A 16,931-nucleotide genomic window follows, 5' to 3' on the forward strand; every position below is an offset into this window, starting at 1 on the left:
TTTTTATAGATTATTATGTTATTATTATACGAAATGTAGACTTTTAGAAGGAAAAATGTTGTATGAAAAAGTTTGTAGTGTTTAAAACGCTCTGTTTATCGGTAGTGTTAGGTAATAGTCTTTTGGCAGCAGAAGGTAGCACAGAAGTGCAAAAGCAATTGGAAAAACCAAAAGATTATAAAGTAGTGAAAGGCGAGAAAAACGCTTGGTATTTGGGGATTAGCTATCAAGTCGGTCAGGCTTCACAAAGCGTTAAAAACCCTCCCAAAAGCAGTGAATTTAACTATCCTAAGTTCCCTGTGGGTAAAACCGACTATCTGGCCGTTATGCAAGGATTAGGGCTTACTGTGGGTTATAAGCAGTTTTTCGGAGAGAAGAGATGGTTTGGTGCACGCTATTACGGCTTCATGGATTATGGGCATGCCGTATTTGGAGCGAACGCTTTAACATCGGATAATGGTGGGGTGTGTGAGCTTCACCAACCATGTGCGACCAAAGTAGGGACAATGGGCAATCTGTCTGACATGTTCACTTATGGTGTGGGTATTGACACTTTATACAATGTCATCAATAAAGAAGATGCGAGTTTTGGTTTCTTTTTTGGGGCTCAAATCGCTGGTAACTCTTGGGGTAATACGACAGGGGCCTTTTTGGAAACTAAAAGCCCTTATAAGCACACTTCCTATAGCCTTGATCCGGCGATTTTCCAGTTCCTTTTTAATTTAGGGATCCGCACCCATATTGGCCGGCATCAAGAATTTGACTTTGGCGTGAAGATTCCCACTATCAATGTTTATTATTTTAACCATGGGAATTTGAGCTTCACTTACCGCCGTCAATACAGCCTTTATGTGGGGTATCGTTACAATTTCTGATTTAAAACGCTTGTTTTTCTCTAATTGGATTTTCAATTAGAGTTTTCTCGCATAGACCACCGCTTTCTTTTGAAACATTTTTAAAAGTTTTTTGAAAATTAGAATTAAAATCTTTTTGATCATGTTATGATAGTCCAAAAATTTAACAAGGATTAAGCATGTTATATTCCTCTAAAATCCAATCCCTTTCAGAATCCACAACGATCGCTATCAGCACGCTCGCTAAAGAATTGAAATCGCAAGGAAAAGATATTTTAAGTTTTTCAGCGGGCGAGCCTGATTTTGACACCCCACAAGCGATTAAAGATGCGGCTATAAAAGCCCTAAATGACGGCTTCACCAAATACACGCCGGTGGTTGGGATTCCGGAATTACTCAAAGCGATCGCTTTTAAATTGAAAAAAGAAAACAACTTGGATTATGAGCTGAGTGAAATTCTAGTGAGTAATGGCGCTAAGCAAAGCTTGTTCAATGCGATTCAAGCTTTAATAGAAAAGGGCGATGAGGTGATTATCCCTGTGCCTTTTTGGGTAACTTACCCTGAGCTTGTGAAATACAGCGGTGGGGTGAGTAAATTCATTCAAACCGATGAAAAAAGCCATTTTAAAATCACCCCCAAACAACTTAAAGACGCTTTAAGCCCCAAAACAAAAATGCTCATTCTCACCACCCCATCAAACCCTACCGGCATGCTTTATAGTAAGGCGGAGTTAGAGGCTTTAAGCGAAGTTTTAAAAGACACTCCAATTTGGGTGCTTAGCGATGAAATTTATGAAAAGCTTGTTTATAAGGGGGAGTTTGTTTCTTGCGCGGCGGTGAGTGAAGAGATGAACAAACGCACCATTACCATTAATGGCTTGAGCAAGTCAGTAGCGATGACAGGCTGGCGTATGGGCTATGCGGCGAGCAAGGATAAAAAATTAGTCAAATTGATGAATAACTTGCAAAGCCAATGCACTTCCAATATCAATTCTATCACGCAAATGGCTTCTATTGTGGCGCTTGAGGGGTTGGTGGATAAAGAAATTGAAACGATGCGTCAGGCTTTTGAGAAGCGTTGTGATTTAGCCCACGCAAAAATCAATGCGATTGAAGGGTTGAATGCTTTAAAACCTGATGGGGCGTTTTATCTTTTTATCAACATTGGCGGTCTTTGTGGGGGGGATTCGATGCGATTTTGCCATGAGCTATTAGAAAAAGAAGGCGTGGCGTTAGTGCCTGGAAAGGCTTTTGGATTGGAAGGTTATGTCCGTTTGTCTTTTGCATGCTCAGAAGAGCAGATTGAAAAGGGGATTGAACGCATCGCTCGCTTTGTCAAATCAAAGGGATAAAAAAATTTGTATTTAAAAAAGGGGGGATTTTAATCAGTGTGGTATAATGGTTTGATTTAAAAGTTTGAAAAGTGCAGTTTTCATAACTGAAAGAGATTTTAAGGAATAATTATGGCAATAAGATTTGGGGTTATCTTTATCGATAATAATATCGATAATTTTTTTAATGATAGAAGAAAAACTAAACAACAATTAATAAGATCGATTTTAGAGCGTAAGAGCGGGCTTGATTTTATAAGGTTTATTGAAGCTACTGCTTCTTATACTAATTTAGAGCGTAAGAGAAAGCTTAGTTTTGAAGAGTGTGCTGTTTTTTACACTGATGCTGATTTTGTTAGAATAGAAAGAGAAATAACAAGTTTTTTAGTATTTCAAAACGATCGAAGTGTAACGCTTAACAATGATCCAAGTGCAACATTCAATTTAAAAAACTATTTGTTAGTATTGGCGAAAAAGTTTTATTGTAGTGTTTGTTATTGCGAAAACATAAACACACAAAAAATTGAATGGATTAGCACTAACCATTCGGATTTTGGAGAAATACTGCAGGAATTCTCGGACATTACATCCTTATCCCCTAATGAATTACCACAATTTCTTGCAGACTTAAAGGATAAAATAATTGAATTTAATTTTCATAAGAAAATTATAAATAATAACTTACCTTTTGGGATTATTTTTATCGTTAGCGACCCTGAAAACCTTATTGATATTAATGATAAAAACAAAAAGTTAGAATCATGTTTTCATTATTATGAAAATAGTCATCTTCTTTACTTCCCAATTATAACTGAGAGTTATTTAATTTTAGATAATCTAAAAAGCTATTTCATATTTCAAAATGAGAACGAAAAACCATTCAATTTAAAACAACACTTGTTGGAACTCAAAAAGGAATTAGGGTTTGAGCCATCGGGTATTTTCTATTGCGAAAATGCAAGTACACACAAAATTGAATTGATTAGTAATGAGCCTAAGGATTTCAAAGGGGTATTGCTTGAATTTTTACAAATTACATCTTTATCCCCTAATGAATTACCACAATTTCTTGCAAACTTTAAGTTTTCAAAAAGTACCTATGGAATAGATAAGGCTGAATTTTCTCTATCAAGTCTCTCTTTAGAAAATATGACCCTTATTGACAACTTATCTACTCTTAAACGCAATATAAAGAATACCTTTGATCGTTATTCATGGCATGGTTATTCTAAAATTCCACAAGAAAAAAGGATAACTCAAATAAAAAAACAAGTGTCTGAAGAATGTAAAGTAAACCCTTTTTTTCATAGTTGGAGAGTAAGCTCTGAACAAAACCGCAAAGTCAATAAAATTGCTGAAGATTTGAAAAATGGTAAGATAGTTGGTGAAAAGATTATTGATAATGTATTTGATATTAATGCTAGCTATTGTTTTATCACTCCTGAAGATTTAAAGAATTTAAAGGAACGATTGTTTATACAGCAAGATATTGATATCACCCATGTTATCAATCAAAAAAAGGGAGAAGCGTTCGATCATATCTTAATAAATGACATTAAGTATAATTTGCTTGATAACACATTCCATTTTATCTTTAATGTTGGCAACTCTTTATTAAAAGAGTCAAGTCAGTTAATTATTGAAGTGCCTAGAGAAGCGTTGGATCTAGAGAATGTTGATCGGCTTATTGAAAATACGCTATCGTCCCATCGTGTTTGTTTTTGTAGCGAAATTCATAGTGTTTGTAGCGAAAATTCTTTAATATGTCATCTTAATCAAGGTTCTTATATCATTGATTTGCACTTAATAGATGACTAAACCCTAAATGAAACACCCCCTAGAAGAATTAAAAGACCCTACAGAAAATCTTTTGCTATGGATTGGGCGCTTTTTGCGTTACAAATGCACGAGCCTGTCTAATTCCCAAGTGAAAGACCAAAACAAGGTTTTTGAATGCTTGAACGAATTCAATCAAGCGTTCATCAGCTCAAGCCAATTGGAAAAAGTTTGTAAAAAAGCCCGTAACGCCGGATTACTTGGGATTAACACTTACGCATTGCCCCTACTCAAATTTCATGAATACTTCAGCAAAGCTAGACTAATAACTGAAAGACTTGCTTTTAATTCGCTCAAAAGCATAGATGAAGTCATGTTGGCTGAATTTTTGAGCGTTTATACCGGGGGTTTGAGTTTAGCCACTAAGAAAAATTATAGGATCGCCCTACTCGGGCTTTTTAGCTATATAGACAAGCAAAATCAAGATGAAAATGAAAAATCTTATATTTATAATATCACGCTTAAAAATATCAGTGGAGTCAATCAAAGCGCAGGCAACAAGCTCCCTACTCATTTAAATAATGAAGAATTAGAAAAATTTTTAGAGGGCATTGATAAAATAGAAATGTCCGCTAAAGTGCGCGCCAGAAACCGCTTGCTCATTAAAATCATCGTTTTTACAGGCATGCGTTCTAACGAAGCCTTGCAGCTTAAAATAAAGGATTTTACTTTAGAAAATGGCTGTTACACAATTTTGATTAAAGGTAAGGGCGATAAATACAGAGCGGTGATGCTCAAAGCTTTCCACATTGAGAGCCTTTTAAAAGAATGGCTGATAGAAAGGGAATTGTATCCTGTTAAAAATGATTTATTGTTTTGCAACCAAAAAGGCAGTGCTTTAACGCAAGCTTATTTGTATAAGCAAGTGGAGCGCATCATCAATTTTGCAGGACTCAGGCGAGAGAAAAATGGGGCGCACATGTTAAGGCATTCTTTTGCGACCTTGCTCTATCAAAAACGCCATGATTTGATTTTAGTTCAAGAAGCTCTAGGGCATGCGAGCTTGAATACCAGTAGGATTTACACTCATTTTGACAAACAGCGTTTAAAAGAAGCGGCGAGCATTTGGGAAGAAAATTGAAAAACCCCCCTACTCCCTTAAAAATGATTTTTACCATAAAACAACTAAACCCCCATTTTTTAAGAAATTAAAGGGTTTTTAGCTTGCTGGTTTAAAATTTTGCTTTCAAATTCTAACAGCCACTTTTTGACTTCTATGCCCCCATTATACCCCCCTAAAGCGCCATTTTTACGCACCACTCTGTGACAAGGCACAATCAAAGAAATAGGGTTATTGCGGTTAGCGTTGCCAATCGCTCTGCAAGATTTAGGGTTATTGATGAGTTTTGCGATTTCATCATAACTTTTTGTCTTGCCATAAGGGATAGTCATTAACGCAGACCAAACTTGTTTTTGAAAAGAAGTCCCTATCAAATCTAAAGGCGCATCAAATTCAAAAAGTTGTCCCAAGAAATAACGCTCTAAGGCTTGAACGCTGAGTTTTAATGGGGTATTCATAGGGGTATTATGAGAAAAATTGGCCGTATCAAAATCCAATCTCAATAAATGGCTCTCATTAGCGCACAAATGCAAATACTCTAAAGGGAAACTCTTAGGGGTCTTAAAATAGTAGTGGTATAAAACCATCAATTAAAAAAAGAGTTTGTATAAAATAATCAATAATGACAAACCATACACCCCTAAAATCAAAGCTTTATGCATTTTTTCATTCAAAAGCCCCATGATCCATTTAATCCCAATGCTCACGCCCATAACAGAGCCTAATCCCACAATCGCCCCTGCTAAGAGCACCTCTTTATTGATGATGTGGTGATACATTAAAGAAAAAGCTCCTGAAATAGAAGAAAACAAGATGAAAAATAACCCTAGCGCCACGCATTTTTTAGAATCATACCCTAAAAAATAATGCATCAAAGGTACCATGAGCATCCCCCCACCAATCCCTAAAGTGATGGCAAAAAACCCTGTGAGCGTGCCAATTAAAAATAATTTTAAACCTTGCAAATGATAGCGTTTAGTATCCGCTATAAAATCTTTTTTTTTGGGTTTCAAAACAAATTGGATCATAGAATACACGACTAAAAGCGCGAAAATAACCATTAAAATTTTACTGGAAACGATTTTTAAAACAAATCCGCTAAAACTCGCCCCTATCAGCCCCCCTACCCCTATCAATAAGCCTAAAGAAAAATCAAGCGATTTTTTTTTGAAATTCAAAACAGATCCCACAAACGATGAAAGCGCCATTTGCAAAATGGAAATCCCAATGGATTCTTCAAAAGAATGCCCGGTTGCGAGCATGATAGGGACAATGATCATCCCCCCACCAATGCCAAAAATCCCTGATAGAATGCCAGTAAAAAGCCCTATCGCTATGTATAACGCATAAATATCCATAAAAACCCTTAAAAAAGTAAAACCCCCTCTAAAAGAAAATTAAAAACAACTCTATTCTAATCAAATGATAACCAAAACCCCCTAAACAACGCTTTTAAAAATGATGCTTTTATTGGTCTGTTTTGTTTTTGCAACACAAAACATGCGAATCTTCATTGGGTTCGCTGACTGGAAGGTTTCTTAATTCATAAGCCAGTTTGATAGACGCCGTAGCTTCATCTAAACCAAACCCCCCTTGAGCTAAAATCTGTTTGTAGCTTTCTATATACAGATTATCAAAGCTCTGTGTGAGATTGACTTCTTCGCCCTCTAGGATCATTTTATGATAAACTTTTTCTTTAGCCACCCCCATGTGTTCTGGATTGATGGAAAAAAACCATCTTATTTTGGCATGCTCTAAAAAGAGTATCCCGCACACGCAATCAGGCTCTTCTCTATTGATAACCTTGTCTTTAACGCCTCCAAACAAATACAATAAAGTGTCAAAGATATTCACTCCCATTTGAGTGGCTAGCCCCCCACTCCTATTCACATCCGCTCGCCATGAAGAAAAATACCATTTCCCTTGAACGCTGATATAAGTGAGCGTGATGTCAAACACCTTGCTAGGGTTTTTGTCTAATTCGCTCTTAATTTTTTCTTTTAAGGCCAGCGTGTCGCAATGCAAGCGCAAGGGCAAAAGACTGAACACCCTTTTTTGGTGTTTCACCTCTAAATCTTTTAATTCTTGTATTTCGCCAGGGTCTAAAACTAAGGGTTTTTCACAAATCACATGCATGCCGTTTCTTAACCCGAAACGAATATGATCAAAATGCGTGTGCGTGGGCGTGCAAACACTCAAATAGTTGATTTCTTTACCCATAGCCCTAGATTGCTCTAAATGCTTTTCAAAATCTTCAATATTGGTAAAAAACTCTGATTGCGGGAAATACTCATCTAAAACCCCCACGCTATCATGAACATCAAAAGAGCAATCCAAAAAATGCCCTGTATCTCTAATCGCTTGCAAGTGCTTGGGAGCGATAAACCCCCCTGAACCAATCATCGCAAAAAGCATTCATCTTCCTTAAATCATTTTGAATCTCATTTTAGCAAAGATTAGCTTATTTAAGCTTATATTATTGGCAATTAAAACACTCCACCGATCGATCCAACACGCTTTTTTCATCTATGCTAGGGCTTTCGCTGCGCAAATAATAAGTGGATTTGAGTCCTAATTTCCAAGCGAGCGTGTAGATTTCATGCAAGGTTTTACCGCTAGCGTTTTCTATGCGTAAAAACACATTAAGGCTTTGGCCTTGATCGATCCATTTTTGGCGCACGGCCGCTGCTTTAATCAAATCTTTAGCGTCAATATCATAGGCTGATGTGTAAAAATTCCAAGTTTCTACATTCAAATTAGGCACTACCACAGGAATTAGCCCGCTCAAATTTTCTTCGAACCATTTTTTCTTATAAATGGGTTCAATCGTTTGGGTTGTGCCCACTAAAATAGAAATGGAGCTTGTGGGAGCGATCGCCATTAAATAGCCATTACGCATGCCATTGGTTTTGACTTTTTCCCTCAAACCTTGCCAATCGCAAGCGTGATTGAAAAGCCCTTTTTCGGTGAGCTTTAAGGCTTCATTGTTGGCTTTATCAATAGGGAAAATCCCCTTACTCCATTCTGAATTTTCAAAATCCTTATAAACCCCTTTTTCTTCCGCTAAATTCGCGCTCGTGTCAATCGCATGGTAGCTGATTTGCTCCATTAAAGCGTCAATTTTTTCTAAATGCTCTTTAGACCCCCAAGCGATTTGGTGTTCTGCGAGCATTTGCGCTTCACCCATAACCCCTAACCCTATGGCTCTATTTTGTAAATTGGTGGCTTTGACTTTGCGGTTAGGGTAGAAATTCAAATCAATCACATTGTCTAAAAGCCTGACCATGATCGGCACGACCCTTTTAATGTCTTCTTCAGTGTTGATCTTGCTTAAATTAATGCTCGCTAGATTGCACACTGCTGTTTGCCCGTCTTTAGCGATTTTAGTAGCGATATAGATTGGCTTGCCTTTTAGAATATCGGTGCTAGTGAGCTTGTTAGCGCATTTAGTGATATTACTATCTGTCGTTACCAACTCTTTTTCTTCAAAAAACTCTATGGCACCATCGGTGTATTCTATTTGCATGTAATAGTGGTTGGGTGCGGTGTTTTGAAAGATCTCTGTGCATAGATTGCTGGATCGAATGATTCCTGCATGAGCGTTTGGGTTGCACCGATTGGCGTTATCTTTAAAGGCTAAGAAAGGCAAACCGGCTTCAAAATAATTCATTAAGATTTTTTTCCATAAATCTTTAGCGTTAATGTATTCCTTAATGATTTTGGGATCTTTTTCATACTCTAAATAGCGTTTTTCAAAATCCTGCCCATAAAGCTCAGTCAAATCCTTACACTCATAAGGGTCAAACAAAGTCCACATCGCGTCTTCTAAAACCCTTTTCAAAAACAAATCGCACACCCAAAGAGCCGGGAACAAATCATGCGCTCTTCGCCTTTCATCGCCGCTATTTTTCCTTAAATCAATGAACTCCATCACATCAATGTGCCAAATTTCCAAATACACCGCAATCGCGCCCTTTCGTGTGCCTAATTGATCCACCGCAATCGCCACATCGTTAGCGATTTTTAAAAAAGGGATCGTGCCAGCGCTCGCATTTTTATGCCCATCAATATAGCTCCCAATAGATCGCACTAAAGAAAAATCCCAGCCAATCCCTCCGCCGTATTTGGACAACAGCGCCATTTCCTTATAGCTGTCAAAAATCCCCTCAATGTTATCCGGTGTGCTGCCAATATAGCATGAGCTGAGTTGGTGTTTGGTAGTGCGGGCGTTCGCTAGAGTGGGGGTCGCGCACATCGCTTCAAACTTGCTTAAAACTTCATAAAATTCTAAAGCGATTTTGTTGGGTTCTTGTTCGTTTTGCGCTAAAAACATCGCAATGCTCATAAACATGTGTTGGGGCAATTCAATAGGGTTGTTGTTAGCGTCTTTTAATAAATAGCGATCATACAAGGTTTTAATCCCTAAATAATTGAATTGGAAATCCCTTTCAGGCTTGATCTGGCTATTTAAAAACTCTAAATCAAATTTTTCCTTAAAGCCCTTAAGGATGCGGCCCTTTTCTTCAGCGTTTTCAAAATACTCTTTCAAATGCCTATATCCTGTAAAACCACTTACTTTATGGTATAAATCATACAAAAAAAGCCTTGAGGCGACAAAACTCCAATTAGGCGTGTCAATATCTATCTTATCCACAGCGGTTTTAATCAAAGTTTGTTGGATTTCTTCAGTAGTGATCTTGTCCCTAAATTGCAATCTCGCATCCACTTCCAGCTCACTTTGGCTCACGCCCTCTAAATTATCCGTAGCGTCCTTAGTGTATTTTTGGATTTTGGTAATGTCCAAAGGCTCAATGCGCCCGTTCCGTTTAACCACCGTAATCAAAATTTTTCCTTAAATTTGAATTAAATCGTTTGTTTTTTAAATTTGGAATTGTATCAATAAAAAACTTAAGAAAAAGAAAAGTTCAAGTTGGATCTGTTTTGTTAATGAGAATGAGTTTTAAAGTTTTTTAATTTTTTTATACCCCCTCCATTTAATGCTATTTGAGTTAAATCACCACCCTAATTTAGCGCAAAGCCTAACACAAAGCCCAAAAACACACACAAAGCTAAGAATGACCAAACCCTCTACAAGTAAGTTGCTAGGATGCCCGCAATACGCTGAAATTTCATGGATAGCGGCAATAAAGGGCATCGTTAAAAGCGCCACATAAAAATCCCTTAGTCTTGATCCTAACACAGCGTTATAAAACGCGCCAAAAAACCTAGCCTTAAAAATGGCTTTGAGAAACCTAGGATATCTTACTTGGAAAGATTTATAACGATCCCTGCCTCGTGGGTCAAATAAAAGGTTAGACAACAAAGCCGCTATTAAAACTGTTAGCCATGCATAATAACTATCTTTAGGGCTAAAAAGTGGATCGACAGCGCCTAGGCTATAAGGGAATGTGGATATGCATCCCGCATAGACTATGGCCACTGCCCATTGATATTCCCAGTCGCTCAAACGCTTTTTTGAGCCATTCAAATTCTCTTTTGTGGTATCCATGTTATTTCCTTCCCCCCCATCACCTTGGCTCATTTAAGATCACCAAGCATGCCCAAAACTATAGCCGTAATCATAAAAATCACGGATAGGTTCTCTTGGGGCTTGTGGTTCTCTAGTCTGTGGTTCTCTAGTCTGAGGCTCTCTATCAACGCCACGGATAAAATCTTCTACCCTATCGCCTACTTCAGACCCAATATATCCTCCTGCTGTGCTACCAAGAAATCTCCCTAATCCAATACCCACTGGACCTCCAGGAACCCCAATTGCTCCTCCAATTTTATCACCAACAAAACCCCCAACACCACCCCCTATAAGTTTGCCTAATTCACCCCTTGCCTCTATTTTAGGACTAGCTACAGCTACATTAGCCATTGCACCGCATAAAACCACTACACAACTAAATGTTCTTAATCCACTCATAACAAATCCTTTCATAAAATTGAGATTCAAGGCATGTTGGGCACACCTTGATAAGAATATTTATACCACAACCCTATTAAAAGCATTGTTACAGATCAGCGAAATATCACAAAAAAGCTAATTGAGTGTTTTGTTTCTACACAAATTATAGGATTAAAGTAAATGATTATAATATTTTAGGATTTTTCATTATTGAAGCAAATTAAGGTTTCTTAAAAAACTTAAAATACCCGTTTTCAATAATAAGAATGGGTTTTAAAGTTTTTTAATTTTTTATACCCCCTCCATTTAATGACATTTGGGTTAAATCACCACCCCCATTTAGCGCAAAGCTTAAGAAAACCTTGAAACCCCAAAATGACCAAACCCTCTACAAGAAAGTTGCTAGGGTGCCCACAATACGCCGAAATCTCATGCATAGCGATAATAAAGGGTATCGTTAAAAGCATCACATAAAAATCCCTTAGTCTTGATCCTAACACAGCGTTATAAAACGCGCCAAAAAACCTAGCCTTAAAAATGGCTTTAAAAAACTCGGGGAATCCTTGCCAAGTTTCAATAATGAAATAACTTACCGACCTGCCTTTTGGGTTGAACAAGAGGTTGGACAACAAAGCCGCTATTAGACCCACTAACCACACATAATAGCTGTATTTAGGGTCAAAAATCGGATCGCTAGCTGAACCATTTATTTCATAAAAAATCCTAGTGGTTATGGAGATACATATCGCATAGACCAAACCTATTGCTCTTAAATATTCTGATCCATTCAAACGCTCTTTGATATTCATACTCTCTCCTTTCTCCCCTAAAACTACCTATCATACACAAAATGACGATCATAGGTGGGTTCTCTTGGAGCTTGCGGCTCTCTATCAACGCCACGGATAAAATCTTCTACCCTATCGCCTATTTCAGCCCCAGAATATGCCCCTATTCCACCACCAATGCCTGCACCAAACACAGTACCCCACGGACCTCCAAGAGCCCCAATCATTCCACCCATTGCACCACCCATTCCAGCTCCAACACCTTCTCCTATATCTCTGCCAAGCTGGCCCCTTGCCTCTATTTTAGGACCAGCTATAGCCACATTAGCCATTGCACCGCATAAAACCACTACACAACTAAATGCTTTTAATCCGCTCATAACAAATCCTTTCATAAAATTGAGATTCAAGGCATGTTGGGCACACCTTGATAAGAATATTTATACCACAACCCTATTAAAAGCATTGTTACAGATCAGCGAAATATCACAAAAAAGCTAATTGAGTGTTTTGTTTCTACACAAATTATAGGATTAAAGTAAATGATTATAATATTTTAGGATTTTTCATTATTGAAGCAAATTAAGGTTTCTTAAAAAACTTAAAATACCCGTTTTCAATGTTAGTTTGAGGGGCGCGTGAAAGGCTCAACGAACCGCTAGGAATGTCTTTAGTGATGGTGGTGCCGCTGCCGATTAAGACATTAGAGCCGATATTTATGGGGGCGACTAGCTGGCTATCGCTCCCTATAAAGACATTTTCACCGATGATCGTTTGGTGTTTCTTTTTACCATCGTAATTGCAAGTGATCACGCCAGCCCCCACATTTGTGTTTTTCCCTATCTCACAATCCCCCAAATAGCTCAAATGCCCTGCTTTAGCGCCTTGAAGTTTAGCGTTTTTAGTCTCTACAAAATTCCCCACATGGCTATTACAAATCACGCTTTTAGGGCGCGCATGGGCAAAGGGCCCCACACTGCTATTAACAATCTGGCTTTCTTCTATCACGCTATAAGCTTTAATGCGCGCGTTTTCTATCAAGCAATTCCCACTCAAACGCACCCCTTGCTCTAAAACGCACTCCCCCTTAAAACTCACGCCTTTTTCTAAATAAATGCTACCAGGTAATTGCATCACTACTCCTAAGTCCATGGCGTTTTTCCGCAGTCTTTCTAACATGATTTCTTCAGCTTTCGCTCTTTCTGTTTGGCTATTCACCCCTAAAAAACACTCTTCTTCTAAGAAAATAGCGTCAATTGTTTCGTTTTCATTGATTCCTAGAGCGATTAAATCCGTGAGATAATATTCTTTTTGGGCGTTTTGGTCATGGAGCTTGGGTAAGTATTTTTCTAAAAACTTTCTTTCAAAAAAATACACGCCAGCATTCACGCTTTTAATGGTTTTTTCTTCATCATTAGCGTCCTTTTCTTCTACAATCTTTTTAACCTGATGGTTTTCTAAAACAACGCGCCCATAACCTTTAGGGTCAGCTAAATGGAGTAAGCCTATAGCGTTATTGTGGCTTTCTAATAAGGGGGCGAGAGCGTCTTTAGTGATTAAGGGCATGTCCGCATTCAAAATCAAAACCCGCTCATGTTGAGTGAGGATAGGCGTTTTATCTTCTTGCATGATAGCCCCACCTGTCCCTGAATATTTTTCCACGATTTGAGTGTGAAAAATGACGCCCTTAAAACGCTCCAACACCGCTTCTTTAATGCGTTCTTGTTGGTGGTGTAAGACAAGATGCACATCATCGCTGATTGAAAAAGCCGTTTCTAAAATGTAAAACAACATAGGCTCCCCACAAATCGTGTGCAAAGTTTTAGGCAGGCCAGAACGCATGCGAGTGCCTTTACCAGCGGCCAATATGATTACAGAAAGCATTAAAATCCTTTTTTTAGGGAATTTTAACATGCCTTATCTTATAATTTGACTTCGTTTCATCAAAGATTTAAGGCTAGAATTTTGCGTTTTTTCATTTTTTTAATCCTCATTTGCCCTTTAATATGCCCTTTAATGAGCGCTGATAGCGCTTTGCCTAGCGTCAATCTCTCTTTAAACGCTCCTAATGATCCTAAACAGCTTGTAACCACCCTTAATGTCATCGCCCTGCTCACGCTTTTAGTTTTAGCCCCATCGTTGATTTTGGTGATGACGAGTTTCACCCGTTTGATCGTGGTGTTTTCTTTTTTAAGGACCGCTTTAGGCACGCAACAAACCCCCCCCACTCAAATTTTAGTCTCGCTCTCTTTGATATTGACTTTTTTCATCATGGAACCCAGTTTGAAAAAGGCTTATGATACAGGGATTAAGCCTTATATGGATAAAAAGATTTCTTACACCGAAGCGTTTGAAAAAAGCGCTCTGCCTTTCAAGGAATTCATGCTTAAAAACACACGAGAAAAGGATCTAGCGCTTTTTTTTAGGATTAGGAATTTGCCTAACCCTAAAACCCCTAATGAGGTGAGTTTGAGCGTTTTGATCCCAGCATTTATGATAAGCGAGTTGAAAACAGCGTTTCAAATCGGCTTTTTACTCTACTTGCCTTTTTTGGTGATTGATATGGTTATCAGCTCTATTTTAATGGCGATGGGCATGATGATGCTCCCGCCCGTAATGATTTCTCTGCCTTTTAAAATTTTAGTGTTTATTCTGGTAGATGGGTTTAATTTATTGACCGAAAATTTAGTGGCGAGTTTTAAAATGGTTTAATATCAAACATTCAAGCTATAAAAGCTTGAAACCAATTTAAAACTCATAATTCAAATACGCTGTAATGGATCTCCCTGGTGCAGGCTCTCTCCCTGTAGGGCTTGTGCCAATCCCCCTAAAATAATACTTCATGTTAAAAAGGTTATTGATTTGCAAACTCCCGGTGATTTTATGCCTACCGCTTTGCCATAAAACGGAGCTTACTTGGACGTTCAACACAAAATACAAGGGCAATAACCCCACTGAATTACAACCATACTCTAGCCCCCCTGTGTATTCTGGGTTTAAGGGCAAGCACACGGTTTGGCTTTTGGCTTGATTGAGCATGGAGCTATAAGCGTGGCTATAAAAATAACTGCTAATACCAAAAGTCGTGTGCTTGTAAGTATACATCATGTCAAATATGAATTGGTTAGGGCTTACATAAGGCAAACGCTTCCCTTTAATGTCAAAGGGTTTATTGACAATGCCTGTAAAATAATAAGCAATGTCATCAGCGTTAGAAGTGATGCGTGCATCAATATAAGTGTAAGCCACATGAAATTGCAAACCCCTAATCGGCGCATAATACAATTCTAATTCCACCCCTTGGCTCCTAGCATTCACAGGCTGTGGACTATAGCCTCCCGCATAGTAACGATTGGCAAAAATCACAAAATAATTGGTATTAAAGCTCAATAGATTTTTATAACTATAGCGTTGCCCCACTTCAATTTCATTGAAAATTTGGTTGTAATTAGTCCTAGTAATGCCTACCATTGTGTGTTGTGGGGGGATAAAACTGCGGCGGTAGTTCGCATACCATATCCAATTTTCCATAGGTTTATAGCCAATGTTAAGGGCGGGACTCCATTCGTTTTGACGCTGTTTTTTACTGGTCCATACGGAAAAATCGTTCTTTTCTGGCTCTTTGTTATCGTAGTTTAAAAAGGTGTATCTAAGCCCTGGAGTTATCACCAATTTAGAATCAAAAAGTTCTATTTTATCGCTCAACCATACCGCTGTATAGTTGTTAAACATTTCTTGATTGTTACTAGGCTTTTTAGAAAGAACATATGGGGGCATATGGCACACCCCATCAATAATATCTGATTTTTCGCATGTGCTTTGATCGGATCTAATGAACATGTCCATCGTCATAAAACGCATGCCCACATTAAAAGTTTGCTTAACTTTATTGGTATTGACAACTAAGTTCAAATTAGGCTCAAAAGCGTTCATCACATAACGCCTTAAATGATCAAAAATAAAAAATCCTGGATAATTTTGATTGGTATAAACAGGGCCTAATTTAGGATTGGTATTGACATTTAAATAGTTAGAATCAAATTTAAAATCCCTTGACATGTCATGCCCATAGTAACTGAAAGTGAAATCCCCACCTATTCTATCCGTATCCCCAAAAAAGTTTTGATACACAGCTCCCCATCGCTTCGCTCTCCCGCTTTTATCGTTATTAGGGCGGTTATTTTGAAAACGATTTTCATTATAGGCAGCTATACCTAAAGACCCAGGGTCTGTTAAAAAATAGCTGTAATATTGAAAAAAAGCAGTGATTTTATTGCTATCATTGATTTGATACAACGAATCTAGCAAGTAGTTTTGAATGTTGGTAGGGCTGTTGTATCTAAACCCTTGCCCTTTGAGCCAATTGACTTGAGCTTGGATTCCAAAATGCTTATTCATCATGCCCCCTGTTCTTAAATAAGTGTTAAAAAGCATGTTATTAACTAAGCTTTTATCAATGTTTTTAGAATTTTGATTGAAAAAGCCCCCATTTTCAGACTTGCCCCAAAAAGTGGTCCTCTCGCTCACTTGACTCTCCCACTGGGTAGGAATGCCTTTGGTGATAATGTTGATCACACCGCCAAAAGCGTTAGGGCCATAACGCACGCTCTCTCCGCCCTTGGTTACGCTGATTCTATCCACAGATTGGAAGGTTACAGGAAAAATAACCGTGCCAATTTCAACATAGGGCGCGACATAAATGGGAATCCCATTGACTAGAATCATTCCCGTATTAGAATGCCCTGGGCCTCCCGCACCAAACCCCCTAATGGAAATGCTAGGCACAGCTCCAATACCGGTAGAGTTTCTAATATGCACGCCCGGCACATTTTGCAAAGCTTCTTCAATGCTCTGATTCGCGCTTTTAGTGAGTTGCTTGTTAGAAATCACCGTGCGAGAACCCATATAGTTTCTAACTTCCTTGCTCCTCCAGCTTAAAGGCGCTTCTTTATCGTTAGCCACCCCTGAAGCTTCCACCCTTTCCAAATTATGGGTTTTGACAGCATGCGTGCTATGACTCAAAACAGCCAAAGAGACTAAAATTCTTTTCATTTACCACCTTTTATGAAAAATGTTCATTTTTACAACAAGGTGAATTTTATAATAACCATTATTAGTTTTAGCTTAAATTTTTAAAAAATTATTATTTAG

15 protein-coding genes and 1 pseudogene are annotated in these 16,931 nt (G+C 38.2%); 6 read left to right on the forward strand and 10 right to left on the reverse strand.

The genetic code is table 11. The features are described 5' to 3' along the window. Positions 1–62 precede the first annotated feature (62 nt). The 4 genes from EAL49_RS01705 to xerH all read left to right on the forward strand — a co-directional run bounded on the left by EAL49_RS01705 (position 63) and on the right by xerH (position 5,102). Positions 63–875: an outer membrane protein gene (locus EAL49_RS01705; RefSeq protein ID WP_000714985.1), complete on the forward strand. Its 813-nt coding sequence runs from the start codon at positions 63–65 to the stop codon at positions 873–875. 158 nt (positions 876–1,033) lie between these two features. Then, positions 1,034–2,206 carry a pyridoxal phosphate-dependent aminotransferase gene (locus EAL49_RS01710; protein ID WP_120828482.1) on the forward strand — a complete coding sequence of 391 codons (1,173 nt, stop codon included), beginning with the start codon at positions 1,034–1,036 and terminating at the stop codon, positions 2,204–2,206. A gap of 111 nt (positions 2,207–2,317) precedes the next feature. Next, positions 2,318–4,003 (forward strand): hypothetical protein, encoded by a 1,686-nt coding sequence (locus EAL49_RS01715; protein ID WP_120828484.1) that lies wholly within the window; start codon positions 2,318–2,320, stop codon positions 4,001–4,003. A 7-nt stretch (positions 4,004–4,010) separates the two neighbouring features. Next, positions 4,011–5,102 carry a tyrosine recombinase XerH gene (xerH, locus tag EAL49_RS01720; RefSeq protein WP_120828486.1) on the forward strand — a complete coding sequence of 364 codons (1,092 nt, stop codon included), beginning with the start codon at positions 4,011–4,013 and terminating at the stop codon, positions 5,100–5,102. Positions 5,103–5,161: 59 nt separating this feature from the next. Here xerH and EAL49_RS01725 read toward each other — a convergent pair whose 3' ends face one another. From EAL49_RS01725 to glmU, 9 genes are all read right to left on the reverse strand, one after another. Next, positions 5,162–5,668: a methylated-DNA--[protein]-cysteine S-methyltransferase gene (locus tag EAL49_RS01725; protein ID WP_120828783.1), complete on the reverse strand. Its 507-nt coding sequence runs from the start codon at positions 5,666–5,668 to the stop codon at positions 5,162–5,164. A gap of 3 nt (positions 5,669–5,671) precedes the next feature. Beyond that, positions 5,672–6,439, reverse strand: coding sequence for a sulfite exporter TauE/SafE family protein (locus EAL49_RS01730; protein ID WP_120828488.1), 768 nt, complete (start codon positions 6,437–6,439; stop codon positions 5,672–5,674). A gap of 109 nt (positions 6,440–6,548) precedes the next feature. Beyond that, positions 6,549–7,496 carry a Gfo/Idh/MocA family protein gene (locus EAL49_RS01735; RefSeq protein WP_120828490.1) on the reverse strand — a complete coding sequence of 316 codons (948 nt, stop codon included), beginning with the start codon at positions 7,494–7,496 and terminating at the stop codon, positions 6,549–6,551. Between the two features lie 61 nt (positions 7,497–7,557). Beyond that, positions 7,558–9,924: a ribonucleoside-diphosphate reductase subunit alpha gene (locus EAL49_RS01740; protein ID WP_120828492.1), complete on the reverse strand. Its 2,367-nt coding sequence runs from the start codon at positions 9,922–9,924 to the stop codon at positions 7,558–7,560. A gap of 171 nt (positions 9,925–10,095) precedes the next feature. Beyond that, positions 10,096–10,590 carry a hypothetical protein gene (locus EAL49_RS01745; RefSeq protein WP_108368316.1) on the reverse strand — a complete coding sequence of 165 codons (495 nt, stop codon included), beginning with the start codon at positions 10,588–10,590 and terminating at the stop codon, positions 10,096–10,098. 39 nt (positions 10,591–10,629) lie between these two features. Then, positions 10,630–11,010 (reverse strand): pantothenate kinase, encoded by a 381-nt coding sequence (locus EAL49_RS01750; RefSeq protein WP_162973076.1) that lies wholly within the window; start codon positions 11,008–11,010, stop codon positions 10,630–10,632. Between the two features lie 308 nt (positions 11,011–11,318). Then, a complete protein-coding gene (locus tag EAL49_RS01755) occupies positions 11,319–11,801 on the reverse strand; it encodes a hypothetical protein (protein ID WP_120828496.1) in 483 nt (160 codons plus the stop codon). Between the two features lie 23 nt (positions 11,802–11,824). After that, on the reverse strand, positions 11,825–12,175 hold the full coding sequence (locus EAL49_RS01760) for a pantothenate kinase (protein ID WP_120828499.1): 351 nt from the start codon (positions 12,173–12,175) through the stop codon (positions 11,825–11,827). Positions 12,176–12,362: 187 nt separating this feature from the next. Then, positions 12,363–13,664: a bifunctional UDP-N-acetylglucosamine diphosphorylase/glucosamine-1-phosphate N-acetyltransferase GlmU gene (gene glmU, locus EAL49_RS01765; protein ID WP_120828501.1), complete on the reverse strand. Its 1,302-nt coding sequence runs from the start codon at positions 13,662–13,664 to the stop codon at positions 12,363–12,365. Between glmU and EAL49_RS08545 the strand changes: the two are divergent. Together EAL49_RS08545 and fliP are read left to right on the forward strand one after the other, a co-directional pair. Then, positions 13,621–13,710, forward strand: a pseudogene (locus tag EAL49_RS08545) (flagellar biosynthesis protein flip); the annotation flags it as partial. The gene glmU and the pseudogene EAL49_RS08545 sit on opposite strands and share 44 nt — an antisense overlap. A gap of 35 nt (positions 13,711–13,745) precedes the next feature. Then, positions 13,746–14,492: a flagellar type III secretion system pore protein FliP gene (fliP, locus tag EAL49_RS01775; RefSeq protein ID WP_015427821.1), complete on the forward strand. Its 747-nt coding sequence runs from the start codon at positions 13,746–13,748 to the stop codon at positions 14,490–14,492. 36 nt (positions 14,493–14,528) lie between these two features. Here fliP and EAL49_RS01780 read toward each other — a convergent pair whose 3' ends face one another. After that, positions 14,529–16,832, reverse strand: a complete 2,304-nt coding sequence (locus tag EAL49_RS01780; protein WP_120828503.1) for a TonB-dependent receptor family protein — start codon at positions 16,830–16,832, stop codon at positions 14,529–14,531. Positions 16,833–16,931: the final 99 nt, after the last annotated feature.

Origin of the sequence: Helicobacter pylori (assembly GCF_003637665.1) — a bacterium.
GTDB classification, from domain to species: Bacteria; Campylobacterota; Campylobacteria; order Campylobacterales; family Helicobacteraceae; genus Helicobacter; species Helicobacter pylori_CK.

Bases quoted from the DNA above. Each gene is read 5' to 3' on its own strand.
- EAL49_RS01705 (WP_000714985.1), top strand. From the start codon at position 63: ATGAAAAAGTTTGTAGTGTTTAAAACGCTCTGTTTATCGGTAGTGTTA.
- EAL49_RS01710 (WP_120828482.1), top strand. From the start codon at position 1,034: ATGTTATATTCCTCTAAAATCCAATCCCTTTCAGAATCCACAACGATC.
- EAL49_RS01715 (WP_120828484.1), top strand. From the start codon at position 2,318: ATGGCAATAAGATTTGGGGTTATCTTTATCGATAATAATATCGATAAT.
- xerH (WP_120828486.1), top strand. From the start codon at position 4,011: ATGAAACACCCCCTAGAAGAATTAAAAGACCCTACAGAAAATCTTTTG.
- EAL49_RS01725 (WP_120828783.1), bottom strand. From the start codon at position 5,668: ATGGTTTTATACCACTACTATTTTAAGACCCCTAAGAGTTTCCCTTTA.
- EAL49_RS01730 (WP_120828488.1), bottom strand. From the start codon at position 6,439: ATGGATATTTATGCGTTATACATAGCGATAGGGCTTTTTACTGGCATT.
- EAL49_RS01735 (WP_120828490.1), bottom strand. From the start codon at position 7,496: ATGCTTTTTGCGATGATTGGTTCAGGGGGGTTTATCGCTCCCAAGCAC.
- EAL49_RS01745 (WP_108368316.1), bottom strand. From the start codon at position 10,590: ATGGATACCACAAAAGAGAATTTGAATGGCTCAAAAAAGCGTTTGAGC.
- EAL49_RS01750 (WP_162973076.1), bottom strand. From the start codon at position 11,010: ATGAGTGGATTAAGAACATTTAGTTGTGTAGTGGTTTTATGCGGTGCA.
- EAL49_RS01755 (WP_120828496.1), bottom strand. From the start codon at position 11,801: ATGAATATCAAAGAGCGTTTGAATGGATCAGAATATTTAAGAGCAATA.
- EAL49_RS01760 (WP_120828499.1), bottom strand. From the start codon at position 12,175: ATGAAAGGATTTGTTATGAGCGGATTAAAAGCATTTAGTTGTGTAGTG.
- glmU (WP_120828501.1), bottom strand. From the start codon at position 13,664: ATGCTTTCTGTAATCATATTGGCCGCTGGTAAAGGCACTCGCATGCGT.
- EAL49_RS01780 (WP_120828503.1), bottom strand. From the start codon at position 16,832: ATGAAAAGAATTTTAGTCTCTTTGGCTGTTTTGAGTCATAGCACGCAT.